Source organism: Paenibacillus sp. FSL H7-0716, from assembly GCF_038002705.1.
In the GTDB taxonomy this organism is placed as follows: Bacteria; Bacillota; Bacilli; order Paenibacillales; family Paenibacillaceae; genus Paenibacillus_AQ; species Paenibacillus_AQ odorifer.
This window is the reverse complement of the sequence record NZ_JBBODA010000008.1, coordinates 154,354-175,434: the sequence shown is the minus strand read 5'-3', so window position 1 is coordinate 175,434 and position 21,081 is coordinate 154,354. Positions and strand designations below refer to the sequence as shown.

Sequence of the window (21,081 nt, the reverse complement as noted above, 5' to 3'; positions counted from 1 at the left end):
AGTTCTTATTATACTATTAACTGGAAGCTCAATACGAGGTAAAAAACTCTTTCTCCTTATTTTCTACATAAACTCACTGCCAGCAGAAAGCTACAAAAAAAGCTGTCGAGTCACCCTCGACAGCCTGAAGCTGCTATTAGGAGCAGCCTTTCTTCTTTAACAACTCTCCACACGATCCGCCGCTCTTTTCTTCATATTAGCGAGACCTACAATACATATCAACAGTACGCAGATAGAATAAGGAAGCGCCATATTAACGGTGTATAAGGCCGTACCTATAACTGGCCCTATGAATGACCCGCCACCTTGCAGGGCAGCAATAAAGGAAGCAACGCTTCTTTGCTCATGGTCTTGAACCGCCATTGAAGCCCCCGCACTGTAGCCGAGCAGTGTAAAGCCGATGCCAATACCCAAGAATGTAAAGTCTACATACGCAAATCTGATGAACAATAACAATCCCAGCAAGCCTAAGGCAACAAATAAGAGTCCTACAAGCAGCACTTTTTTAGGATGCCATTTGAGATACTTACTGATTACAATTTGCGAGAGCACTACCATTATTCCCGAGATCGCCAGCCCCATTCCAATTAACTGAGTGGCTTGCTGAGTACTGTAATCCAAGCTATCCTGCACAAAAAATCCGATAGTAACCTGCACGATATTCAGAGCAAACGAAAGCAAAAGTCCAATCCATAAATAGAGGCGTATACGTCGATCATTGGGGGAAAGTGAAATCGCCTGCCGCTCAATCTCAATATTCTTTTCTTTAGGAATAAACACCAGAAACAATATAGCCAAGGTGAACAATAAAATAGCTGCCGCGTACATTGGTGAGGTCAGGCCCAGTGAAGCCATTCCTCCACTCATTGCGGGTCCTACTACGAAACCAAGACCGTTGGCCGCACCAAATAATGCCATTCCTTGTGTACGGGTTTCTTTTGTACTCCAGCCCATAACATAAGCTTGTGCTAATGCCGGAATTCCTCCAAAGAAAAAGCCAGCGATTGCGCGAAGAAAAAAGAAACTCCAAAACAGACTCTCTTTACTCTGTGCATTTACTGCATAATCAGCCAATAGTGCAAAAATGATGAGTGTCGCCATATAGACGAACATAATCGAAGCAAGCAGCCACTTTCGGCTCATAAACGTTTGTTTTTCCCAGAAATATCCTCCGAGCAGCCAACATAACCCCGCCACCGATACTAAACATCCTGATTGAAAATCACTCAGCCCCAAATTTCGCGCAAGCGGACCAATAATCGGATTAAAAGCAGCTATTGAGATCATCCCTGTAAGTACGATTAGAAACATAATCCCCCGTCTGTATTTCATAAAATCCCCTTCTCCTCTCAAGTAAACCAGAAACAATATACGATTCGTCATAATCGCTGTGTTTATGGTACTATGCATGGAAGCCAGGCCTCTACCTCTTGGCGGATTACTTTACTGGTTAGCGGGATTTATAGTAAAACAAATAAAAAACCCTGCTCTTAAGAGCAGGGTTATAGATGTTAATCCACCGTCCCAACATTCTCCAAGTGTAATGAGCTTTCGGAGCTGACACCTGCTTCCGTACTCAGAGTAGTAAGTGCTTGTTTTAGATCCTCTTTATTCACATAGACATACGGACTCTTCCAAAGAGATTCCACATGTAAGGAATTAATATGCTCTGGTTTAAGTTTAGGGAAGTTGAATAACCACTGCTGCAGATCTGCTTGAGGAATATCCGTCTTCACATTTTCACCAATGATATCCAATATATTTCCCCATTGGGACACGCCTTGGAAATTTCCTAGCTTATCCAGAATCTGCTTGATTACTTGCTGCTGCCGATCATTGCGCTGGAAATCGGAGGATTCAGCCGTTCCTTGATTCGATTTACGGTACCGCACAAAATCAAGAACTTGTTGGCCATCCAGCTTTTGCAAGCCTTTCTTTAAATCGATGTGTGTACCATCTGCCGTATCGGTATATTTCATATCCATATCGACATCTATAGTCAGTCCGCCAAGCAAATCCACGGTCTCCTGCAACACATCAAAATTCACCACAACCATGTGATCAATCGGCAGACCGAGCAAATTGCTGAAAAACTCTTTTGTATTCGGAATAGCCTCTGTTTTGTCTTTTATGTAATGATAAGCATAATAATAATTGGCTTTACGGGAAGGTAACGATTTAGGTTTTAGCAACAAATCCCTGGGTAAAGATAAGAAACTCGTCGACTTCGTGTCCGGATTGAAGCTGACAAGCATCAGAACATCGGTATTCATTACCCCACCGCCACCGTCCCGGCTATCTACCCCGGCAAGCAGAAAAATCATAGGTTCAACCGATACGGTCTCCTTTTTTTCCTCTGGAGCAGCAGTGGGTTGGACGGTGACTGGAGCTGCCATACGCTGTATCGCAGCATCCGTCTTTTTGTATAAATACCCTGCATATACTCCAATCGCTATAATAGTTGCGCCTAAGACAAGACCAATGCTCGTCAGAATTTTACGGGTTATTGTCCACTTGCGTTTGTTAGACATAATTTCCTCCACTCAGTTCCAATAGCTTATTCAATCAGCGCTTTCATCCTTATGAACTTTAACACTTAGCACTATGCCAATCGCAATCATATTAGTAAGCAATGAGCTGCCTCCATAACTAATAAAAGGCAATGAAATCCCCGTCAGAGGCAGCAAGCCAATATGCATCCCAAGATTAACGGAAACTTGAAAGATGAACATAGCGATAAACCCGGTGACAATATAGGTACCCGCATGGTCCCTACTATCCAGCGCAATAAAGATCATTCGGTACACGAGCAGCAAATAAAGCATCAGCAGCACGGATGAACCTATAAAACCGTATTTCCCCCCGATGACTACATAGATCGAATCGGAATACGCATATGGAATATATCCTTTTCGCAAAAAAATACCCTCACTGCCCGATAATCCCCCGGAGCCAATGGCTATCATTGCGTTTTTCACATGCCAAGATTTATCAGGATCGCTCTGCGGGTCCAAAAAGGCTTGGATTCGTGACAGTTGATGGGGCTCGACAATCTTGGATAACAAGTCGAAGTTAGCATAATACAGCCATAATATCGTGCCGATAGAAATAATCACAACACCAAGGATCAGAATCATATATAGAGCACGGATGTTACCAATCCACAGCATACTAAGTAATATGCCAGCAAATACGAGTGCTGTACCCAAATCGGGCTGATCCATTATTAAAATGAAAGGAATTAAAAAAACGAAACAGACCGGCACTAAATCTTGAAAAAACCGCAGCCGCTGGCCCTCTCGTGTACCTAATAGATGAGCAATGAGCAGCACCGTACATATTTTAGCCAGCTCGGAGGGCTGAAGCTGAAAGCTCCCAATGCTTAACCAACGCACGGCACCATTGAGATTTTCTCCAACCAGCTTGACTAGTACTAGTAAACCTATGCCCACGCCATAAAAGAGATACGCTAATCTGCCTAATAGAATCTTATAATCTACCAAAGCAATGAATAACATGGGTAGGGAAAATAAAGCAAATAAATACAAATAACTTATGTAAAGACCGTCTAACCGCGTATCCGTAGTCGCTTCATAAATAGCAACAGTACCCATGCCAACTAAGCAGGTGGTGAGAAAAAGTACGGATCTGTCCAGCTTTGCAATTTTGGTAGAGATAAGCATTTACAACCTCTATTTAATTTCTGTAGTTTTCTTGTTGTGTACGGGATATATACATGAAAATGGGCATAATAAATAATCCGCTGAGCACTTTTACTTCTTTTTTCTCAATGCAGCGCTACGGATGATTAGGTTAAATGATTACCTCAGATCATATTTGCCCTGATATGCTTTCTTCGATAACAGCTTAAGTTTATCTTCACTTAGCGTATAAATATCCAGACCATTCCCAGCCTCACCCAATGACCAGCCCAGTGCAAGCTCGTTATGGCCATCTTCATCAACATCAAAGAATCCGGCATAATCCAGACCATACCCAAACCCCTCAACCTCGGAAATCTTCTGCCAAGCTTCATTTTCCTGCCTCAACAACATTGCTTTTATAGTGTATCCTTTGTTTTTACTGTACTCATACACAACTACAGCTTCGTCAATTCCGTCTCCATCCATATCGCCAAAGGAGATGGCATTATCTTCTTGTCCCTTCATCGGAGTTATCAATTGAGCTTTGTCTGGAAGCCACTTAATAAATTCCTGGCTCGTTTTGTCTCGCTGCAGGTTTGCTTCTGATGATGGAGGTTTAATCAGCTCTCCGGGTGTCGCCGGGACTCCGCATCCACCGAGCAAAAATAAAGTTGTCAACAGGGTACCTATTTTTATGAATTTGCTCGGCATTTGGATCATCGACTCCTCGCTTGTCCGCATATATAGTATTTTATCTGTGAAAGAGTTGAAAGTGGTTATGAAATAGTTAAATTTGAATTCTTATTCTATCGGTAAGTCAAATTGAACAATCGTTCCTTTGCCTAAAGTGCTGCTTATTCGCAGCTCTCCATGATGCAATTTAATGATCTGTTCCGAGATGGATAATCCCAAGCCGCTGCCCGAAGCCTGTTGATCCCCTTTGTAGAATTTTTGCCGCACATTCTCTAAATCCGTCTCTGCGATGCCTGAGCCTGTATCCTCTACAGAAACCACGACTTTTCCTGGAACCGTATGCGCGGTGATAAAGATTCGACCTGATGAACCAGTAAATTTGAGTGAATTATCAATGAGATTAATCATGACTTGCTTCACACGATTCTCGTCAGCTTGAATCACTGGCAGATCTTCTTCTATTTTCACATCTAGTGAGATGCCTTGTCGGGTCGCTCTAGGGGTAAGTTGTCTGCCGATATGCTGCAGCAGTTCTGTTAGATCCACAGATGTGAAGTGAACGGCGATTCTTCCGTTATCCAACTTGGAGAAATCCAACAATTCATCCACCATATGAGTTAACCTGTCACTTTCGGATTCAATAATATCAAGCCCATCATAAAACAGAGGTTGATTACTCACCTCACTCGCCTTTAAGGTAATTGCCCAACCTTTGATCGAGGTCAAGGGTGTTCGCAGTTCATGGGATACGGAAGCGATAAAATCATTCTTAAGCTGTTCACTCTTGGAAATCCGGCTTGCCATCATATTTAACGTATCTGCCAATGAACCAAGCTCATCTTGATAGCGCTTATGCACTCTGATGCTGAAATCACCTTCGGTCATCTGATCTGCTGCCTGCTTCAAATCTTTAATTGATCTGGTTATGGTCCAAGACAGTAATAATCCAAGTAAGGTGACAATGCCAATGACGATGATCCCCACCCCGATCAGTAAAACCGTAATCTGTTTAACTGTATGTATAGTTTCCGTTAAGGACGTGATAAATCTGACTCCCCCCACGATGTTTCCATTCGCTTGTAAAGGATAAGATACCGCGTAAATCGCTTCCCCTGTATTAGGGTCCGCACCTTTCCAACTGCCGGGCTGCCCTTTTATTGCTGATTGCACATCTATGTACTCAGTCATCGTTAGATCGCCTTGAAGGCCATTTGAATCCTGCAACAGCCGGCCTTCAACATTAATAATCTGTACCTGTGCATCGGAATGACTAGCAAAACCCTTCAGTAACCTATCCGATTGTTCCTCCAGATCCTGGTCCCCAAAGTATTGCTGAAAAAAAGAAGCCGATAGCTCTGCTTGATTCATCAGGGTTTCCTCTATGTTATGAAAATAATAATATCGCACAGATACATTAAGAATGATTTCAAGAATGAGCACAGTAAGACAGATGACTACAAAATAGCTTCCTACTAATCTTTTCTGAATCCCCATTCTTCAACCATCCTTTCTAAAGCGGTATCCGAGCCCCCATACCGTCTCAATCCAAAGCGGATTAGATGGATCCACCTCAATTTTCTCTCTTAACTTACGCACATGAACATCTACCGTCTTAGGATCTCCAATATAATCCTCTCCCCAGACAAGATTCATTAATTCATTCCTAGAGAGTGCTGTATCCGGATGCTCCAGAAAGGTCTTCATCATCTGAAATTCCTTCGGAGTTAATTCAATGCTGTCATCCTGCTTAAACATCTTGTTTGCATTCAGATCCAGCCGAATCGGTCCAGCTTGAAGTATCGTTTTTTGCGGCTTTAGAGCTGATTCTGTACGGCGCAAAATAGCTTTAATACGTGCTACCAATTCTAATGGATTAAAAGGTTTAACAATATAATCGTCAGCACCCATTTCAAGGCCATTGATTTTGTCCAAATCCTGTCCACGTGCGGTTAAGAAAATGATGATGACCCCAGCGTCTTTCTCTCTTAGCTTTCGGCATATTTCGAACCCATTAGAATCAGGCAACATGATATCCAGAACCATAACATCTGGACGGCTCGCCTCAAAGCTCTGCAATGCTTCTTCTCCACAAGCAGCTTCACTAACCACAAATCCCTTATTCGTTAAATTTATAGATATAAAACGTCTAATATTATCGTCATCTTCCACAATAAGCACATGATTGCGATCAATAGTATCCACTTTTCCACCCCTATTACCCAGAGTCTAAACAAGTAAAAAAACAAAAAAACTCTCCCGGTAAAGAGAGAGTCTTGTCTCAGATCCCTATAATTAAATCACAAGTGGATATTACTCTAAATCACTATAGTTGTCAAAATCTAATCCAGATACACAGCTTTGCCGGTCTGCGCCGATTCATAAATAGCTTCCAATATTTGCGAAACAACAAAAGCCTGTTCAGGAGTTACAACCGGGTCCTTATCCTGTTCAATCGCTTCAATCCACTTTCTTAATTCTATATCCGGAGCACTTTCAGCTTTTCCTTCATAATAGGCAACGCCGCCTGCCCCAAGCTCAATTTTATTAGTGTACAGCTTGCTGAATTTCTCTCCGTTAATTCTAAGTCCGTCCTTCATATCTGCGCCTGCTTCCGTCCCACTTAAGCTGCATTTCGCTTCATGTACGTCTAGTGTATTCAGAGCCCAGCTCGCTTCCAGCATGATTGTTGCACCATTCTCCATTACGACCATTCCAAAGGCTGAATCCTCCACGGTGAACTTTTTAGGGTCCCACGGTCCCCAGGCGTTGGCGGCTTCTTCCTTTTGTGAAAGCTCATGATATTTAGTACCCAGCACAACCTTTGGTTTATAGTTATCCATCATCCAAAGAGTTAGGTCCAGTGCATGGGTTCCGATATCGATAAGCGGACCGCCGCCTTGTTTCTCTTCATCAAGAAATACTCCCCAGGTCGGTACAGCTCTCCGTCTGATGGCATGTGCTTTTGCAAAATAAATATGACCAAGCTCTCCGGACTCACAGGCTTTTTTCAAATATAAGCTGTCCTCTCTGTACCGGTTGTCATATCCAATGGTCAGCTTCTTGCCTGTACGTTTCGCTGCTTCAACCATTCGTTTGGCATCTGCCGCTGTCTTAGCCATTGGTTTTTCGCACATCACATGTTTTCCGGCTTCTAGTGCAGCGATTGATATTTCCGCATGGACATCATTAGGCGTAAGCACATGAATAATATCAATGGATTGATCTTTTAATAGTTCAGTGTAATCCGTATAGACAGTAGCTTTATTACTTCCGTATTTCTCCGCTGCTTCTTCCGCACGTTCTTTAATAATGTCACAAAAAGCCACGATCTCAACCTTACTTTGTCTGCTCAAGCTTGGAAGATGTTTGCCATTCGCAATACCACCACATCCAATAATCCCTACACGAAAAACCTTACTCATATCCTTCACCCTCACCTCTAATGGATTTGTTTACTGTTTCGATAAGTTGCCGGTGTCATGCCTAACCGCTTGCGGAAGACAATATGCAAATAGGTAGCATTGGTGAACCCTTCCGATTGTGCGATTTGTTCTATCGGATAATTGCTTTCTTCAAGCTTGCGGCAGACCGCTTGCAATCGAATGTCCTCAAGCGCCCTACTGAATGATTGTTCTGCATTTACTTGCTTAAACACCCGCTGCAGCTGTCTTGAACTAATATTCAGCTTTTCTGCAACATTTTCTAAGGTAACCGTTCCTGAATAATTCGCTTCCATATATTGCATTGCGTATTGATACCGGTAAGTCAGCATATCTCTAACCGGCGCCTCCGTGCGGATCCCGCCTGAATCATACGCTCTAACGGCCTTTAATAAAATACTGATCACGAGATGCTTAATTGAAGTATAATATCCGGTCAACTTCCCATCGCATGCTTCGTACGCTTCTCGAAAACACTTCATAGCCCCGTGATAGTCTTGTGCTGGGACCAAGGGTAAACACTTCAGCTTCTCCACACAGGTCTCAGCTTCCGCAACCTCCCAAAGATCAGCATCATCCCGGATCCTCTTTTTGATGTCAACATGCAGGCATAACTCTTCCATGGATTCATCTGCAGCTGCCTCTTGACGATGCATAACACCTGGTCCGGTTAGATAGAACATTCCCTCTGACAGAGGATACTTTTGATCCCCAAGAATGACTTCTCCCTTCCCGCGCGGAATGAAATGAAACTCAAATTCAGAATGATTATGGAACTCGACTACTCTGCCCGGTGGAAAAGAAGTCAAATGAAATCTAAACACTGTAATCTCGTAATGTCCCCATAGAATCGTGATATCCAATCTTTCAAGCATGTCCTGCTTCTCAAACATCATCTCATAGGGAAAGCTGCTCAACGTTAAGTCCTCCCAATCGGAATTACACAGCCTTCTTTAGCCGAGCGGTTCGCCGCCTCCATTAATCTGGTAAGCTCAACTGCCATTTCAACATTTTGAGTGGCGAGTGTATTGTTTTGAATATGATCAACCCATTGATGGAAGGCGCTTTCACGATTGCTTTGCAGGACTACTTCTTTCCAGCCTTCTTCTTTATCCGTGGATTTGTTCGTTCTAAGAAGAAGCTTATTCTCTGGTGTTCCGTAAAGCAGTGTTCCTTCAGTTCCATGCACCTCAATAGTAAACGGCGAATGACTATTCACGAAACCAGCCTCCACCACACCAATTGCTCCAGAATCCGTAAATAATGTCACTACAGCATTATCTTCCACTTCTTTACCGGTTACATACCCAAAATTAGCACTTACCCCAGTCACATCTTGACCTAAGAAAAGCTTCGTCAAATACATGGGATGACAGCCAAGATCAATCAAAGCTCCGCCTCCACATTGCTCCAAGCTAAAGAAATGATCAGGAAGCCAGCTTTCCGTTGCTCCGTTATGGGATAAGCGAACTCTAACGTAAGTAATCTTGCCGAGCAGTTCCTGACTTAGAATCTCTTGAATAGTTAATGTATAGCCGTCATTTAAACGAGGCAAGGAGACCGTTAGCTTCACTTTGTTCTCGTTAACTTCTGCGATAATTGCGTTAACTTCTTTTAACGTTGGGGCAATAACTTTTTCTGTAAAAATATGTTTGCCCGCCTTGGCCGCAGCCACGATTACATCTCTATGCATATTCGTTGGTGCATCCACGATAACGGCATCTATATCCTCTTGCGCAAGCAGATCATCCAGTGATTCAAAAAAAGGAATATTCAAGCTTTCCGCAGCTTTGTTCCCACGCTCTACGTTTTCGTCCCAAACTGCAGCTAATACGGTATCTTCATGCTCCTGAGCTTGCTTGGTGTAATCCCATGCATGCACATGCCAATAGCTGAGCTTACCAATTCTAATGGTCATTTACTTGTGCCTCCCGTATATATGTTATTCTGACATCTGCTATAAAAATAACACATAATAAACAGCTTTTTTAGTAGGAAAATGCGACAAAACATATATAATATTACGACACATGAAATCCGTTGTGAAATACGATCCTTAAAAAAAGAAACCCTTGCTATGAAAGCTAAAGGTTTCTTTATACTTGGCTTAATGGGTAAGTGGCTTATTATATCCTTTGTCATCAAAGGGCTGCAATTTCTCGAACCACTTCTTTTTCAACAGTTTTAGCTCCCAGCGCACGTCGGTTACGTCTTCTGACTCCTTCTGCTCTAACACCTCATAGCTGAAAGCTTCTGCTCCAAGTTCCTTCCAGTCCTTTTGCAGCTCCGCATTCGCAAATCTGCCCATATCTAATTGCATCTGTATAGTCATCCATTTATTCTTCAGGTTGGGATAGCTGTCAACGAATATTTTTCCGCTTATTTTGTTTGTAATTTGAATAGCACCCATGTACGTCTTGAGCTGTTTATATTGCTCCTGAAGTTCTTTACGTTTACTTTTGTCCATTATGATTTATGATTCTCCTTTCACAGGCCATTCGGCTAAATTTCAGTACCCCATTTCTTTTAATAAACGGGACAATACCGAAAGCCGTTCTCCGATCATTTCACCATCATCACTAAGCGCCTGAGCGAACAGCTTAATATCATTATCAATCATAGGATTGTCTGCACAGACAGATACACTCATTGCATCTCCCTGCAGTCCAATACGATCAATCATAGGGCTCTCGGGATCATACATTTTGGGAAACCGATAGGCCTCTTGAAAATACAAACTACTTCTGCAAATCAAAATTGCCAGGTCAAGCACACGGTGCATTGGCAGCTCTTCGGACTGTCTCGACCATTTGTCCCCTGTATGTCTCCATACCTTTGCTGAGATGTCGACCTTTCCTCTATCATTCCATTGAGCTAATCCTAGGGACAGACCTTTTGCATCTGTGTCCCCGGCATAGCGGCCATCAACCTGCTCGTAATTTTCTGACACGACTACAGGTTTATGTTTTAGAGTTGTTGGAATTTTCATGATTAGTCACTCTCCATTTTATGATTTACTAATTTACTGATTTACTAAATTACTAATTTACTAAATCTAAGATTTATATTACCCGGCAAAAGATCATCTGTCAAACGACAATACACCCGTTTTATCCAACAAAACAAAAAATCCCTCTGCGCGCAGCAAAGGGACTGTTATTCTCATGAAAAATATATCTCTAGCTTAAATGATCACTCACATTACACAACCAAACCATATGGACAGAATCAGGTCCCCAATAGTCTTCTACTACTTTATAAGGCTGCCCAAATTTACGTTGCCACTTGACCTGTGCACGTTTATAACCGCTGTCCAGACAAAACTGCTCTACCCCTTGCTTTTTTAGAAATATCATCATTTCCTTAATTAAGGCTGAACCCACACCTTGGCCCTGATAACTTGGCATAATGTATAGACTGCCCAATTCCCCCATTTCATCTAACTGATGATCTGTGCAGGTTTGAATATCTTCGCCACAAGGTCCAAAGGAAATTGTACCGACAACCTGCTCTTCTATTTTTGCAAGAAGGAAGTAAGGCTCCCCAGTCGTAGTATCCAGTGAAGTCATCACCATTTGCTTTTTATGATCAATTTCACTTTGGATATCCTCTTGTAAATGATCAAGCCCTTCTTTTTGAAAAGCATCTGGGATTGAAGTTTCAAAAACAGAGCATGTGGATTCAAAATCAGCTGGAGAAAGCGTGCTTATGGTCATTGGATTACTCTTATTCATTGATTCGGACACCTCTTCTATTCCCGGCCGGAATTCTTAAAAATCCTGCAATAATATACTATCAGCATTCAGACTGAAAGGTTTATATTCAGAGAACTACTTTACTGGAGGTCATCATGAATATATTGTCCTTTCTGATCTATTGCGTTGTCGCTACATTTACACCCGGTCCTACCAATATTGTTATTCTTTCTTCCGTGCAGCATTCCGGGGCTAAAAAATCAATGGGGTATGTATACGGATCCACGCTGGCTTTTGGTTTATTACTTATCCTTTCTACTCTGCTGAACCGTGTTCTAGTAGAAATCATTCCAAATATCCTGATCTTTATGCAAGTCATTGGGAGTTTATATATGCTCTACCTTGCTTATAAAATCTTTAAAATGGGTTCAATGGAAGACCAGCCTGACCCAAATGCCAATTTCCGCTCAGGCGTGCTTATGCAGCTTGTGAATCCTAAAGTGCTAGTATTTACACTAACGGTTATTCCCAACTACGTAATGCCATTCTATACCTCTTCGCTTGCCTTGTTTATGTTTGTTATAATTATAACTGTGATCGGATTTTTTGCATTTACGACATGGGTTGTATTTGGGACAATCTTCAGAACATTTATGAAAAATCATCAAAAAGTTCTAAATACCGTGATGGCACTGTTTTTAGTATACTCAGCCATTATGATATCGGGAATCCTATAAAGTCGCGGAGGTTAAGAACGTGGAGAGATTTAACTATAAAAAGTCAGCAGAGATCCTGTCCTTATCCGCCAGCCTTACTGATTTCACCTATAAAAAACATTGCCATGAAGAATATGCCATCGGTGTGACCCTTCGTGGCATTCAGCAATATAATCTCGACGGTAGTTTGCAGTCCTCTCATAAAAATGGCGTAATGTTGTTTAATCCGGAACAAACGCATGATGGCAATGCGTATGATAAAGGTGGCATTGATTATGTCATGCTTTATATTAAGCCAACCCAAATGCGAGAGATACTAGGAAAAAAAGAACTCCGCTTCGCCACTCCTATCTTATACGATGACAAATTGGCGCAGTGCATATTAGCCCTAAACCATGCCATCCAGAATGGCAAAGAGGAGTCTTTGTGCAGTGAACTGTTATTCACTCTGGTTCATTTAGTATCGAATACTGAAATAGTTACCGATCGCAGAACGAATAATAAATTTCTCAAAAAAGCAAAGGAAATGATGTACTGCAGTTTAGACCATGTGCTGAAGCTGGACGATCTCTGCACAGAGTTTGGTCTGTCCAAATATCAGTTTATTCGCGAGTTTAAGACATATACAGGAATATCGCCCTATCAATTTTTCTTAAATTGCAAGGTAGAGCGTGCCAAGCAGTCCATTGAGAGAACTAAGGATATCTATGCAGCTGTTGTAGATTGCGGATTTGTGGATCTAACTCATCTGAACAGGCATTTTAAAAGCGTGTTCGGAATAACCGCCCATGAATACCGGTCACAGCTGTAAGATTTGCCCGCCTACCATTGTCCAGAGCACTTTGAATTCATCATCCAAGAGAACCAGGTCAGCATCCAAGCCAGAGGTGATCGTCCCCTTTTGTTGAAGTTCAAGAATATTGGCAGGTGTAGTTGAAGCCATTTGTACGGCATCTGTCAGCGAAATTCCAGTTTCTACAGTATAACGTAAGGCTTCATTCATGGTAACTGTACTGGAGGCCAGCGTGCCATCTTCCAATCGCGCTATGCCACCAGATACCGTAACCTGATGTCCTCCAAATATATAATTCCCATCCCCTAACCCCATTGCTTGTAACGCATCTGTGATCAAGACCATTCCTTCTGGTCCTTTCATGGTATGCATCAGTCGGATAATTGCAGGATGCAGATGAACATTATCCACAATAGCTTGCAGGCTTACATGTTTCTCTTCGAAAGCAGCAACCACAATCCCCGGATCTCGATGATGGATCGGCCGCATGCCATTAAAACAATGCGTAACATGACTTGCCCCAGCGGCAAAAGCTTGTTTGGCTTCTTCATATGTGGCATCCGAATGAGCAATCGCTATCACCACTCCCCGTTCTTTCAAAAAGGAAAGAAGCTCCATGCCTCCCGGCAGCTCAGGAGCAATCGTAACCATTTTTATGAGTGATCCAGCTTCTTGGAAAATGAGCTTCATTTCCTCTAAGTTAGGATGCCGCAGATACTTTTCATTTTGCATTCCTTTTCTTTTGGGGTTTAGATAAGGTCCCTCTAAGTGAATGCCTGCGATTTTTGCTCCCACTTCATGCCCAATTACACGTTTGACACTACGAATCATCTCTAAAAGATCCTCCATCGTAGAACTCACAGAGGTAGCCAGAAATGAGGTGCAACCAGATGCTGCGCAAGCCTTCGACACTTCTTGAATACTCTCTTCAGTACCGTCCATCATATCAAACCCGTTAGCGCCATGAATATGCACATCTATCATACCGGGTACTAACAAATGCCCTCCGCCATCAATCCGTTCATACTCACCCTCTGGGATAGAAATATCTCCTGAGTCTATCTTCATCACTTTTCCTTCAGAAATCCATACATTAGCCGCTGAAACTATACTATTCTGAAGCACTACTTGTACATTTTGCAAAATATAAGTCATAAACATTCTCCTCCATTCGTTATCACTCTTGATTTCGAACCTCTTCAGCTTCATCTTGGCACTCAATAACTGTGATGTTCTTCTGATCTAGAACTTCTCTGATCTCGATTGGAAGCTCTCGATTTGTAACTAAAATATCAACGAAATCAAAGTCTAACCGATAAAAGGATTTAGCATTAAATTTGGTGTGATCCGCAACTAAAATCACCTGATCAGATCTTCGAGCCATTTCTCTTTTTACCCGCGCATCTTCTTCATAAGGATAATAGAGTCCATCAGCACAGATCGCCGATGCTCCAATAAAGGCTTTATCCGCACGAATTTCACTAAGTTTATCGATAATGGAAGAACCATATAACAAGCGGTTTTTCACATTTAAGTAACCACCAAGTACATAAATTTGCAAATCCTCACGATGGGATAAAATCCCTACATTATCTATCGAGTGCGTGACAACCGTAATATCCTGCGCACTTATTTGTTCTGCAACAAACTGTACAGTGGTCGATACGTCTAAAATCACAGTCTCACGATCTTGGATAAGCCCGGCCGCGATCTTCCCTATTCTCTGCTTACTCTCGGATTCATCGATCAAACGATCCTGATAAGATAATAATTCTTTTTGCAATTCAGGTAACGCTAGACCGCCATGCGTCCGAACAACGACGCCCTCTTGTACTAACCTAACAATATCCCGTCGGGCAGTATCTCTTGAGACTTCAAATTGCGTACAGATATCTTGAACACTCATCGATTGGTGTTGTTTCAAATGTTCGAGTATTTTTAATAATCGTTCCTCTTGATACATAATGAAATTCACCTCCTAAAGTCATCATAAGTCATTTTATAAGTATTTACAAGCGTTTATGAGTATATAATTAAGTATATGTAAGTGTTAATGCGTAAAAAAGACGAAAGCCGGATGAATGTGCATCCGCTAACGCCTTTTGAAAATTTCTATTTTTAGGATTTACTTCACAATGTCACTTCACATTGCGGTTCCAGCTTTTTTGTATTTTTCGAATAAAAACAATCTGGCCCACATGATAAGCATTATGGGTCGTTACATTTCCGAGTACTTCCCACCATTTACTGTCTGGGAATCCTTGAACGTCAGCTTCCAATTGTTCTTTCTTAATCAATTCCTGCCAGTGTAAAAGAACCTCTAAAAGTTGTTTTTGCAGCGCTTCGAACGTTTTCCCTTCTGCAACGACAAAGGTATTATTATTATCCACTGAAGGAACCGCATGAACACTGGCTTCTTTATACCTTGTTTGCCAAGTTTCATTCCAGTAAAGCAGATGCTGCACAATCTCAGCAATACTATTGCTTTCATCCGTTACCTTCCAAAAAGCTTCTTCTTCACTTAAGTCTTTAACCGCCACTTCAAAGGGCACATACCAACTCGAATCATTTGCATTGGCCAGCAACTGGTTGGCTAGAACATCATAAGCATGAAACATTCTTCCTTCCCCCATTTTCCAGATAGATTATAAGCAATTTAAGTACCGCAGAATGTACGATATGGACAAGCCGATTCCTCAGGAAGTGCCGAGTATTCCACTTGTTCAGGGGAGTAGGCGTATGGGTTAGACAAAGCTTGAAGGAACCGCTCCATCACATCGTAATCTTTCCGCTCTACCGCTGCCTCAAGCGCTTCTTCCACACGATGATTCCGCGGAATAATCGCAGGATTACTGCTGCGCATCAGCTCCTGTGAAGAGGATTGTGATTCCTGCTGCCTGCTAAGTCGCGCCTGCCACAGCTCATTCCATTGCTTAAATTCAGGGGTGCCAAACAGAGCAGCATCTTCCATTACGCCTAAAGTTAAGGACCGAAATGTATTAGTGTAGTCAGCCCGATATTTTTGCATCAGTTCAAGGAGGGTATCAATCAGAGCAACATCCTCTAACTCTTCGTTAAACATTCCCAGCTTCGCTCTCATTCCCGTTAGCCAATATTGATAGGACCGCTCCGAAAAATCTGAAATTGCCTCCTCAGCCAGCTTAATCGCCTGTGCCTGATCGTCAGCCAGCAATGGCAAGAGAGTCTCGGCAAATCTGGCCAGATTCCATGCGCCAATCCCGGGCTGATTGTGGTAAGCATAACGACCCTGCTGATCTATGGAACTAAATACCGTCTGAGGATTATACACATCCATGAAGGCACATGGACCATAATCAATCGTTTCTCCGCTAAGGGCCATATTATCAGTATTCATCACTCCGTGAATAAAACCTACAAGCTGCCATTTAGCAATTAGCGCTGCTTGACGTTCCATTACTTCCCGAAGCAGAACAAGATATGGATTAACTTCCACAGGAGCTTCTGGATAATGTCTATGCAACGTGTAATCAGCCAGAATACGCAGATCCTCCACAGTCCCCCATGCAGCAACATATTGGAAGGTTCCAACACGCAAATGACTGGCCGCGATCCGGGTCAGAACCGCCCCCGGCTGTTCCGTTTCCCGAATTAGCGGCTCCCCTGTAGCTACCACCGCCAAGCTGCGAGTCGTAGGAATCCCGAGTCCATGCATCGCTTCACTGATGATATATTCGCGCAACATCGGTCCAAGCGCTGCCCGGCCATCGCCACCACGAGAGTATGGGGTTCTTCCCGCACCCTTCAACTGAATATCTACACGATCACCTTGAGGGGTGATCTGTTCGCCCAGCAGCACTGCTCGACCGTCTCCCAACATGGTAAAATGTCCGAATTGATGTCCAGCATAAGCTTGCGCAAGCGACACGGTACCTTCAGGAACTTCGTTGCCGGCAAGAATCCCAAGACCCTCCTTACTCTGTAGTGCTGTGCTATTCAGCCCTAGAGTAGCAGCCAATGGTTCATTAAACATAATCAGTTCCGGTTTACGCACAGGCGTTGGCTTAATTTTTGTAAACATTGATTCCGGCAGATGAGTATAACTATTCGCAAAATTCCAGCCTATATCTATTTTCTCTGTCATATTATCTCCTTTTTATACCCTCAGTCTCTATGCCTTTATTAACTCAGAATAAGTTATGTTAAAATTTAATGCAAATCTTCTCGCAGACCTATGTTTTTGCCGAAGTGTTACAAAGACCGCCCGGCTTCCTGCCATTTTATGCAGGGAACCGGGCGGTCTTAATTATGATGTTCTATTTTGTTTTCAACTTATTTGGAAGCTAATTCGCTCCGCCTTTGGAGAGCATAATATTGAGAATGGTCTTGTCAGTATCCGCCAGCCCTTCCTGAACCAAACGCTCCATGTTGCGGATGGTATCTTCCACCTCTTCGAAAATCACACCATCCTTGGTTGTAGGAGCAATGTTGTTCATAGCCAGTGTGGCTGCCTGGATCGCCGTATTGGTGGAGGTGGAAATCTTCAGCGCACAGGTAGAATTCGCACCGTCACAGATCATGCCTGACAAAGAAGCTATCGTATTCTGTATCCCATGCTTGATCTGCTCAAGACTGCCGCCCATGAGATAAATGATCCCGCTATTTGCTCCTACTCCCCCTGCAATCCCTGAACCACATAATGGGGACAAACGCCCGATATAATGTTTGATATGCACAGTGACCAGATTGCTCAGTGCAAGCGCCCGAGCTAGCATTTCTTCATCCTTGCCCAGCAATTCCGCCAGAGCTATAACGGGAAGCGTACAGGCGATGCCTTGATTGCCACTGCCCGCAGTTGTCATCACAGGCATTGCACTGCCATCCATTCGAGCATCTGAAGCCGCTGCGGTAGCCGCGATAATTCTATTCGCTACATCATTGCCGAACAGATTCACCGCAGATTGCTGATTCATTTTCTTGCCTACTTGCAAGCCATAATCGCCTCGCAATCCCTCATCAGAGATCGCTTTGTTCATCCGCGCCCCTTCCAAGAGAAAGCTAAGCTCTGAAAAAGGAGCGGTACAGATAAACTCGAATATCTGGTCAACTGAGCCCGCATACTCTTCCGTGTCGGAAAGACCAGGCTTGCCACAGTCGGCTTTTGAATTCCGGGGTGTTATTTTCTCCCCGTCCAGAGCCAAATATTCTATATGGGTGTGCTCTCGGGCAATAATGGCAGTAGCCGTATGGTTCTGCGTAAACAACTGGGCTTCAATATATAATTTCTCAGGAGTGTCCTTTATCTCCACTTTTAGCAGCTTTCTATCCAGCAGGTCATTTGCCATCTTCAACTCAGCCTGCGTCAGGCCTGACAGAATCTCCAGTTCCTTGTGAGAACGGCCGACCACCGCTCCAAGGGCTGCTGCGATGGGCAGGCCTGTCTGGCCTGTCCCGGGAATGCCCACTCCCATTGCATTTTTGATAATATTACCGCTGAGATGCAGCTGAATCCCCGTAATTTCTTCCTCGAGAAGCTCTGCCGCCAAGGAGACGGCATACGCAACTGCAATCGGCTCCGTACAGCCTTCTGCCGGCACGACTTCCTTGTGTAAAATTTCCAATAAGTTGCTCATGTATGCATTTCCCCCTTCTCTCTCGCTGTTGGAGTTATTTATATATAGTAACTCAGAGAGAAGTTTCAGGGAATCCTTTTTCTTAGGAATCACTCCTTCATCCCCCTAATATAGTGTAGGAAAGAAAGGCGGGATGCGCGTGAGTAAGAGGAATGAGCAAGAGCAAAGGGCGATCTTTCTAGCTGCAGTCTGCGGGCAGACCTATACACAATTTTCAAATATAGATGGAGTTTTCGTCATTCCATTAGATTATCAGCTATGTCATCCCATTGAAGCACAATCCTTCAATAATGTATGGGAACGTTTCGGCTTTATTTTGGAGTCTCCACAAGAGATTATTATTGCCTTTCGGGGAACCAGTACGACGACCAATTGGATATCCAACGTCCTCGCCTCACAGGAACGGTTCAAATATCTTAAAGAAGACTCTCTCACCCATCGTGGCTTCACCAACATTTATTCTTCAGCTCGGGATGGCATCTTCTCTACGCTCTCCAAGCTATCTCCCGACAAGACCTTATACATTACGGGCCACAGCCTCGGTGGAGCGCTCGCCACCTTATGTACCTTAGATATTGCGGCAAATACCTCTTACACCACACCTAACCTCTATACTTATGGTTCCCCACGGGTAGGCGATCCGGACTTCGTTAATATTTTCAAACAATATGTGCGGAAGAGTTACCGGTATGCCAATCTTTTTGATGTTGTAACCTACGCACCTCCACATGTCTATAAGCTCCCCAAACGGGAAAAAAAGTATTATTACAATCATGTCCATACTTTTAACTCACTGTCTTTCCAGAATGGATCTGCAAGTGGTAATCACGTAATCAGCAGCTATTTCGCCGAGCTCTCCAAGCTCCAACCGGAATTCGCTCAAGAATTATGTATAACGAACCCTGGATTCTGTCCTCTCGTGGCTACGAAAGCAGAAGTATAATGTGAACCCAAAAAGGAGGTGCCCAACAAGCCATATGCTGGCTGCCGAAACACCTCTTTTCTTCGTATGATTCGATGCCATCAGCAGTTACAAAGTCACTAACAGACTCCATTGACACTAACAGCAGTATATTTCCACTTTAAAAATCCCAGCGGACTCCATAGCCACTATTGGTATAAAAAACACCAAATATAAGTCACTTTCTAACGAATAGCTGCACTGGAGTCCGAAATGCTGCCCAAAAGGCGATTATTCAGCAATTAACGTCATATGGGTCCGAAACCGGTACGAATGAGACTAGGTCAGAATATAAAATAAACTAATACCACACCTAGGACTAACAGAATAAGTGAAACTATGTGCTGTTTCGTATGTTTTAGAAACTTCCAGTCGATAAACGACTGAAACCCTATTGCTACTATTATAACTACAATCCAAAACCACTTCATAACCACACCCTCTGGGCCATCGGCAATTATGATCACAACCCCCGTAATTAATCCCACAAGTGCAAGTATAAGCTTCACTTTTATATTAAGCTCATAACCTTCTTCCGGAAGTTTTTCTTTGTCCGGGCTAACAATCCATATCCTTAGAAACAGGTTAGAAAAAGCAAGGATTATAAGTATAAGTCCAATTTTCACTTTCGTTCACCTCCACCCTTATATAGAATTCATTCGTATTTATTTCTGATCATTAGTTCTTTGATTTCTTTTAACTCATTTAATATTTCTTTTGATAGTTGCGTACTTCTAGAGTTATCGATGCCTACTTTAATCACAAATATTCCAAGCAACAAATAGATGATTAGCATTACGATGATCCCCAATTTATGTTCACTCCTCTTTTTTTGTTTATTTTCTTAAAGATATTGTTAGCATTAGATTAATATTATTCCCATGATACCATAATAAGGATATCTAATTAACACTCAGGAGCTTGCCGTTGGCTTGACAAATGATCAGCATATTCGCTAAAATATACTATATCTTGATTATCAAGATAATTGATTTCCGAGATTTTTTACAATGCGGAAACGCGATTAATCTTAACTGAAAAGAGGGAACACAATGGCAGTACTTATTCTATACGCTACAAAATCTGGAGCAACAGAACAATGTGCAAAAGTATTATCAGAAGAGCTACCTCAGAGCAAAATTTGCAATATAGAATTAGAGAAGCCAAGTATCGAGGCATTTGATAGCATTATTTTAGGGGCAGGAGTAAGAGATGAAAAAATATATAAAGGCATTCGTGACTTTATCAAAAAAAATAAAGATGAGTTACTGACTAAGAAGATGGGCTACTACATTTGTAATGAGAAACCCAAGAAAACCGAAGAATTAATAGAGAAAAATTTCCCTGATGATCTGAAAGAAGCTGCAATTTGTATTGAATCTTTTGGAGGTTATAAGGCCTATAAGGCTCCAAAGGAAGGTACTGATCAGCTCAAAGGGATTTTGGTAGATAAAATAAGAGAATTCTCACAAAATTTCAAATAAAAAATCCTGTTACCAAGACGAAAATCTTGATAACAGGATTTTT

At 42.6% G+C, this 21,081-nt stretch carries 22 protein-coding genes; 4 read left to right on the top strand and 18 right to left on the bottom strand.

The annotated features are described in order from the left end of the window. Nucleotides 1–156: 156 nt before the first annotated feature. The 12 genes from MHH60_RS13355 to MHH60_RS13300 form a co-directional block, all read right to left on the bottom strand. Nucleotides 157–1,332: an MFS transporter gene (locus MHH60_RS13355; RefSeq protein ID WP_076134393.1), complete on the bottom strand. Its 1,176-nt coding sequence runs from the start codon at nt 1,330–1,332 to the stop codon at nt 157–159. 179 nt (nt 1,333–1,511) lie between these two features. Beyond that, the gene (locus MHH60_RS13350) at nt 1,512–2,531 is read right to left on the bottom strand and encodes an LCP family protein (RefSeq protein WP_076134392.1); all 1,020 of its coding nucleotides are present in this window, start codon (nt 2,529–2,531) and stop codon (nt 1,512–1,514) included. Nucleotides 2,532–2,561: 30 nt separating this feature from the next. Then, nucleotides 2,562–3,683 (bottom strand): FtsW/RodA/SpoVE family cell cycle protein, encoded by a 1,122-nt coding sequence (locus MHH60_RS13345; protein ID WP_076134391.1) that lies wholly within the window; start codon nt 3,681–3,683, stop codon nt 2,562–2,564. A gap of 138 nt (nt 3,684–3,821) precedes the next feature. Beyond that, complete coding sequence (locus MHH60_RS13340) at nt 3,822–4,355, bottom strand: hypothetical protein (protein WP_076134390.1); 534 nt, start codon at nt 4,353–4,355, stop codon at nt 3,822–3,824. A 90-nt stretch (nt 4,356–4,445) separates the two neighbouring features. Then, nucleotides 4,446–5,831 carry a sensor histidine kinase gene (locus MHH60_RS13335; RefSeq protein WP_076134389.1) on the bottom strand — a complete coding sequence of 462 codons (1,386 nt, stop codon included), beginning with the start codon at nt 5,829–5,831 and terminating at the stop codon, nt 4,446–4,448. Nucleotides 5,832–5,834: 3 nt separating this feature from the next. Further along, nucleotides 5,835–6,539: a response regulator transcription factor gene (locus MHH60_RS13330; protein WP_076134388.1), complete on the bottom strand. Its 705-nt coding sequence runs from the start codon at nt 6,537–6,539 to the stop codon at nt 5,835–5,837. A 137-nt stretch (nt 6,540–6,676) separates the two neighbouring features. Next, nucleotides 6,677–7,759, bottom strand: coding sequence for a Gfo/Idh/MocA family protein (locus MHH60_RS13325; protein ID WP_076134387.1), 1,083 nt, complete (start codon nt 7,757–7,759; stop codon nt 6,677–6,679). A gap of 17 nt (nt 7,760–7,776) precedes the next feature. Further along, nucleotides 7,777–8,694, bottom strand: coding sequence for an AraC family transcriptional regulator (locus MHH60_RS13320; protein ID WP_248548564.1), 918 nt, complete (start codon nt 8,692–8,694; stop codon nt 7,777–7,779). A 2-nt stretch (nt 8,695–8,696) separates the two neighbouring features. After that, the gene (locus MHH60_RS13315) at nt 8,697–9,695 is read right to left on the bottom strand and encodes a Gfo/Idh/MocA family protein (protein WP_076134386.1); all 999 of its coding nucleotides are present in this window, start codon (nt 9,693–9,695) and stop codon (nt 8,697–8,699) included. 189 nt (nt 9,696–9,884) lie between these two features. Then, nucleotides 9,885–10,244 carry a GIY-YIG nuclease family protein gene (locus MHH60_RS13310; protein ID WP_076134385.1) on the bottom strand — a complete coding sequence of 120 codons (360 nt, stop codon included), beginning with the start codon at nt 10,242–10,244 and terminating at the stop codon, nt 9,885–9,887. Nucleotides 10,245–10,286: 42 nt separating this feature from the next. Then, complete coding sequence (locus MHH60_RS13305; RefSeq protein ID WP_038572158.1) at nt 10,287–10,766, bottom strand: DUF6530 family protein; 480 nt, start codon at nt 10,764–10,766, stop codon at nt 10,287–10,289. 190 nt (nt 10,767–10,956) lie between these two features. Continuing rightward, entirely contained in the window at nt 10,957–11,511 is a 555-nt protein-coding gene (locus tag MHH60_RS13300) for a GNAT family N-acetyltransferase (RefSeq protein WP_076134384.1), read from the bottom strand. Between the two features lie 116 nt (nt 11,512–11,627). Here MHH60_RS13300 and MHH60_RS13295 point away from each other — a divergent pair, with 116 nt between their 5' ends. Both MHH60_RS13295 and MHH60_RS13290 read left to right on the top strand, forming a co-directional pair. After that, nucleotides 11,628–12,209 (top strand): LysE family translocator, encoded by a 582-nt coding sequence (locus tag MHH60_RS13295; RefSeq protein ID WP_076134383.1) that lies wholly within the window; start codon nt 11,628–11,630, stop codon nt 12,207–12,209. A 19-nt stretch (nt 12,210–12,228) separates the two neighbouring features. Continuing rightward, the gene (locus MHH60_RS13290; protein WP_076134382.1) at nt 12,229–12,999 is read left to right on the top strand and encodes an AraC family transcriptional regulator; all 771 of its coding nucleotides are present in this window, start codon (nt 12,229–12,231) and stop codon (nt 12,997–12,999) included. Here MHH60_RS13290 and nagA read toward each other — a convergent pair. The 5 genes from nagA to MHH60_RS13265 form a co-directional block, all read right to left on the bottom strand. Next, a complete protein-coding gene (gene nagA, locus MHH60_RS13285) occupies nt 12,988–14,136 on the bottom strand; it encodes an N-acetylglucosamine-6-phosphate deacetylase (RefSeq protein WP_076134381.1) in 1,149 nt (382 codons plus the stop codon). The two genes, MHH60_RS13290 and nagA, sit on opposite strands and share 12 nt — an antisense overlap. Nucleotides 14,137–14,158: 22 nt before the next feature. Beyond that, entirely contained in the window at nt 14,159–14,944 is a 786-nt protein-coding gene (locus MHH60_RS13280) for a DeoR/GlpR family DNA-binding transcription regulator (protein WP_076134380.1), read from the bottom strand. A gap of 175 nt (nt 14,945–15,119) precedes the next feature. Then, complete coding sequence (locus MHH60_RS13275; RefSeq protein WP_076134379.1) at nt 15,120–15,599, bottom strand: DinB family protein; 480 nt, start codon at nt 15,597–15,599, stop codon at nt 15,120–15,122. Between the two features lie 38 nt (nt 15,600–15,637). Next, a complete protein-coding gene (locus MHH60_RS13270) occupies nt 15,638–17,104 on the bottom strand; it encodes a protein adenylyltransferase SelO (protein ID WP_076134378.1) in 1,467 nt (488 codons plus the stop codon). Nucleotides 17,105–17,303: 199 nt separating this feature from the next. Next, nucleotides 17,304–18,593, bottom strand: a complete 1,290-nt coding sequence (locus tag MHH60_RS13265) for an L-cysteine desulfidase family protein (RefSeq protein ID WP_076134465.1) — start codon at nt 18,591–18,593, stop codon at nt 17,304–17,306. 133 nt (nt 18,594–18,726) lie between these two features. Here MHH60_RS13265 and MHH60_RS13260 point away from each other — a divergent pair, with 133 nt between their 5' ends. Then, nucleotides 18,727–19,536 carry a lipase family protein gene (locus MHH60_RS13260; RefSeq protein WP_076134377.1) on the top strand — a complete coding sequence of 270 codons (810 nt, stop codon included), beginning with the start codon at nt 18,727–18,729 and terminating at the stop codon, nt 19,534–19,536. A gap of 302 nt (nt 19,537–19,838) precedes the next feature. Here the strand turns inward: MHH60_RS13260 and MHH60_RS13255 are convergent, their stop codons facing one another. Continuing rightward, nucleotides 19,839–20,180: a DUF4181 domain-containing protein gene (locus MHH60_RS13255; RefSeq protein ID WP_076100242.1), complete on the bottom strand. Its 342-nt coding sequence runs from the start codon at nt 20,178–20,180 to the stop codon at nt 19,839–19,841. Between the two features lie 426 nt (nt 20,181–20,606). Here MHH60_RS13255 and MHH60_RS13250 point away from each other — a divergent pair, with 426 nt between their 5' ends. After that, on the top strand, nt 20,607–21,038 hold the full coding sequence (locus tag MHH60_RS13250) for a flavodoxin domain-containing protein (protein WP_076134376.1): 432 nt from the start codon (nt 20,607–20,609) through the stop codon (nt 21,036–21,038). Nucleotides 21,039–21,081: the final 43 nt, after the last annotated feature.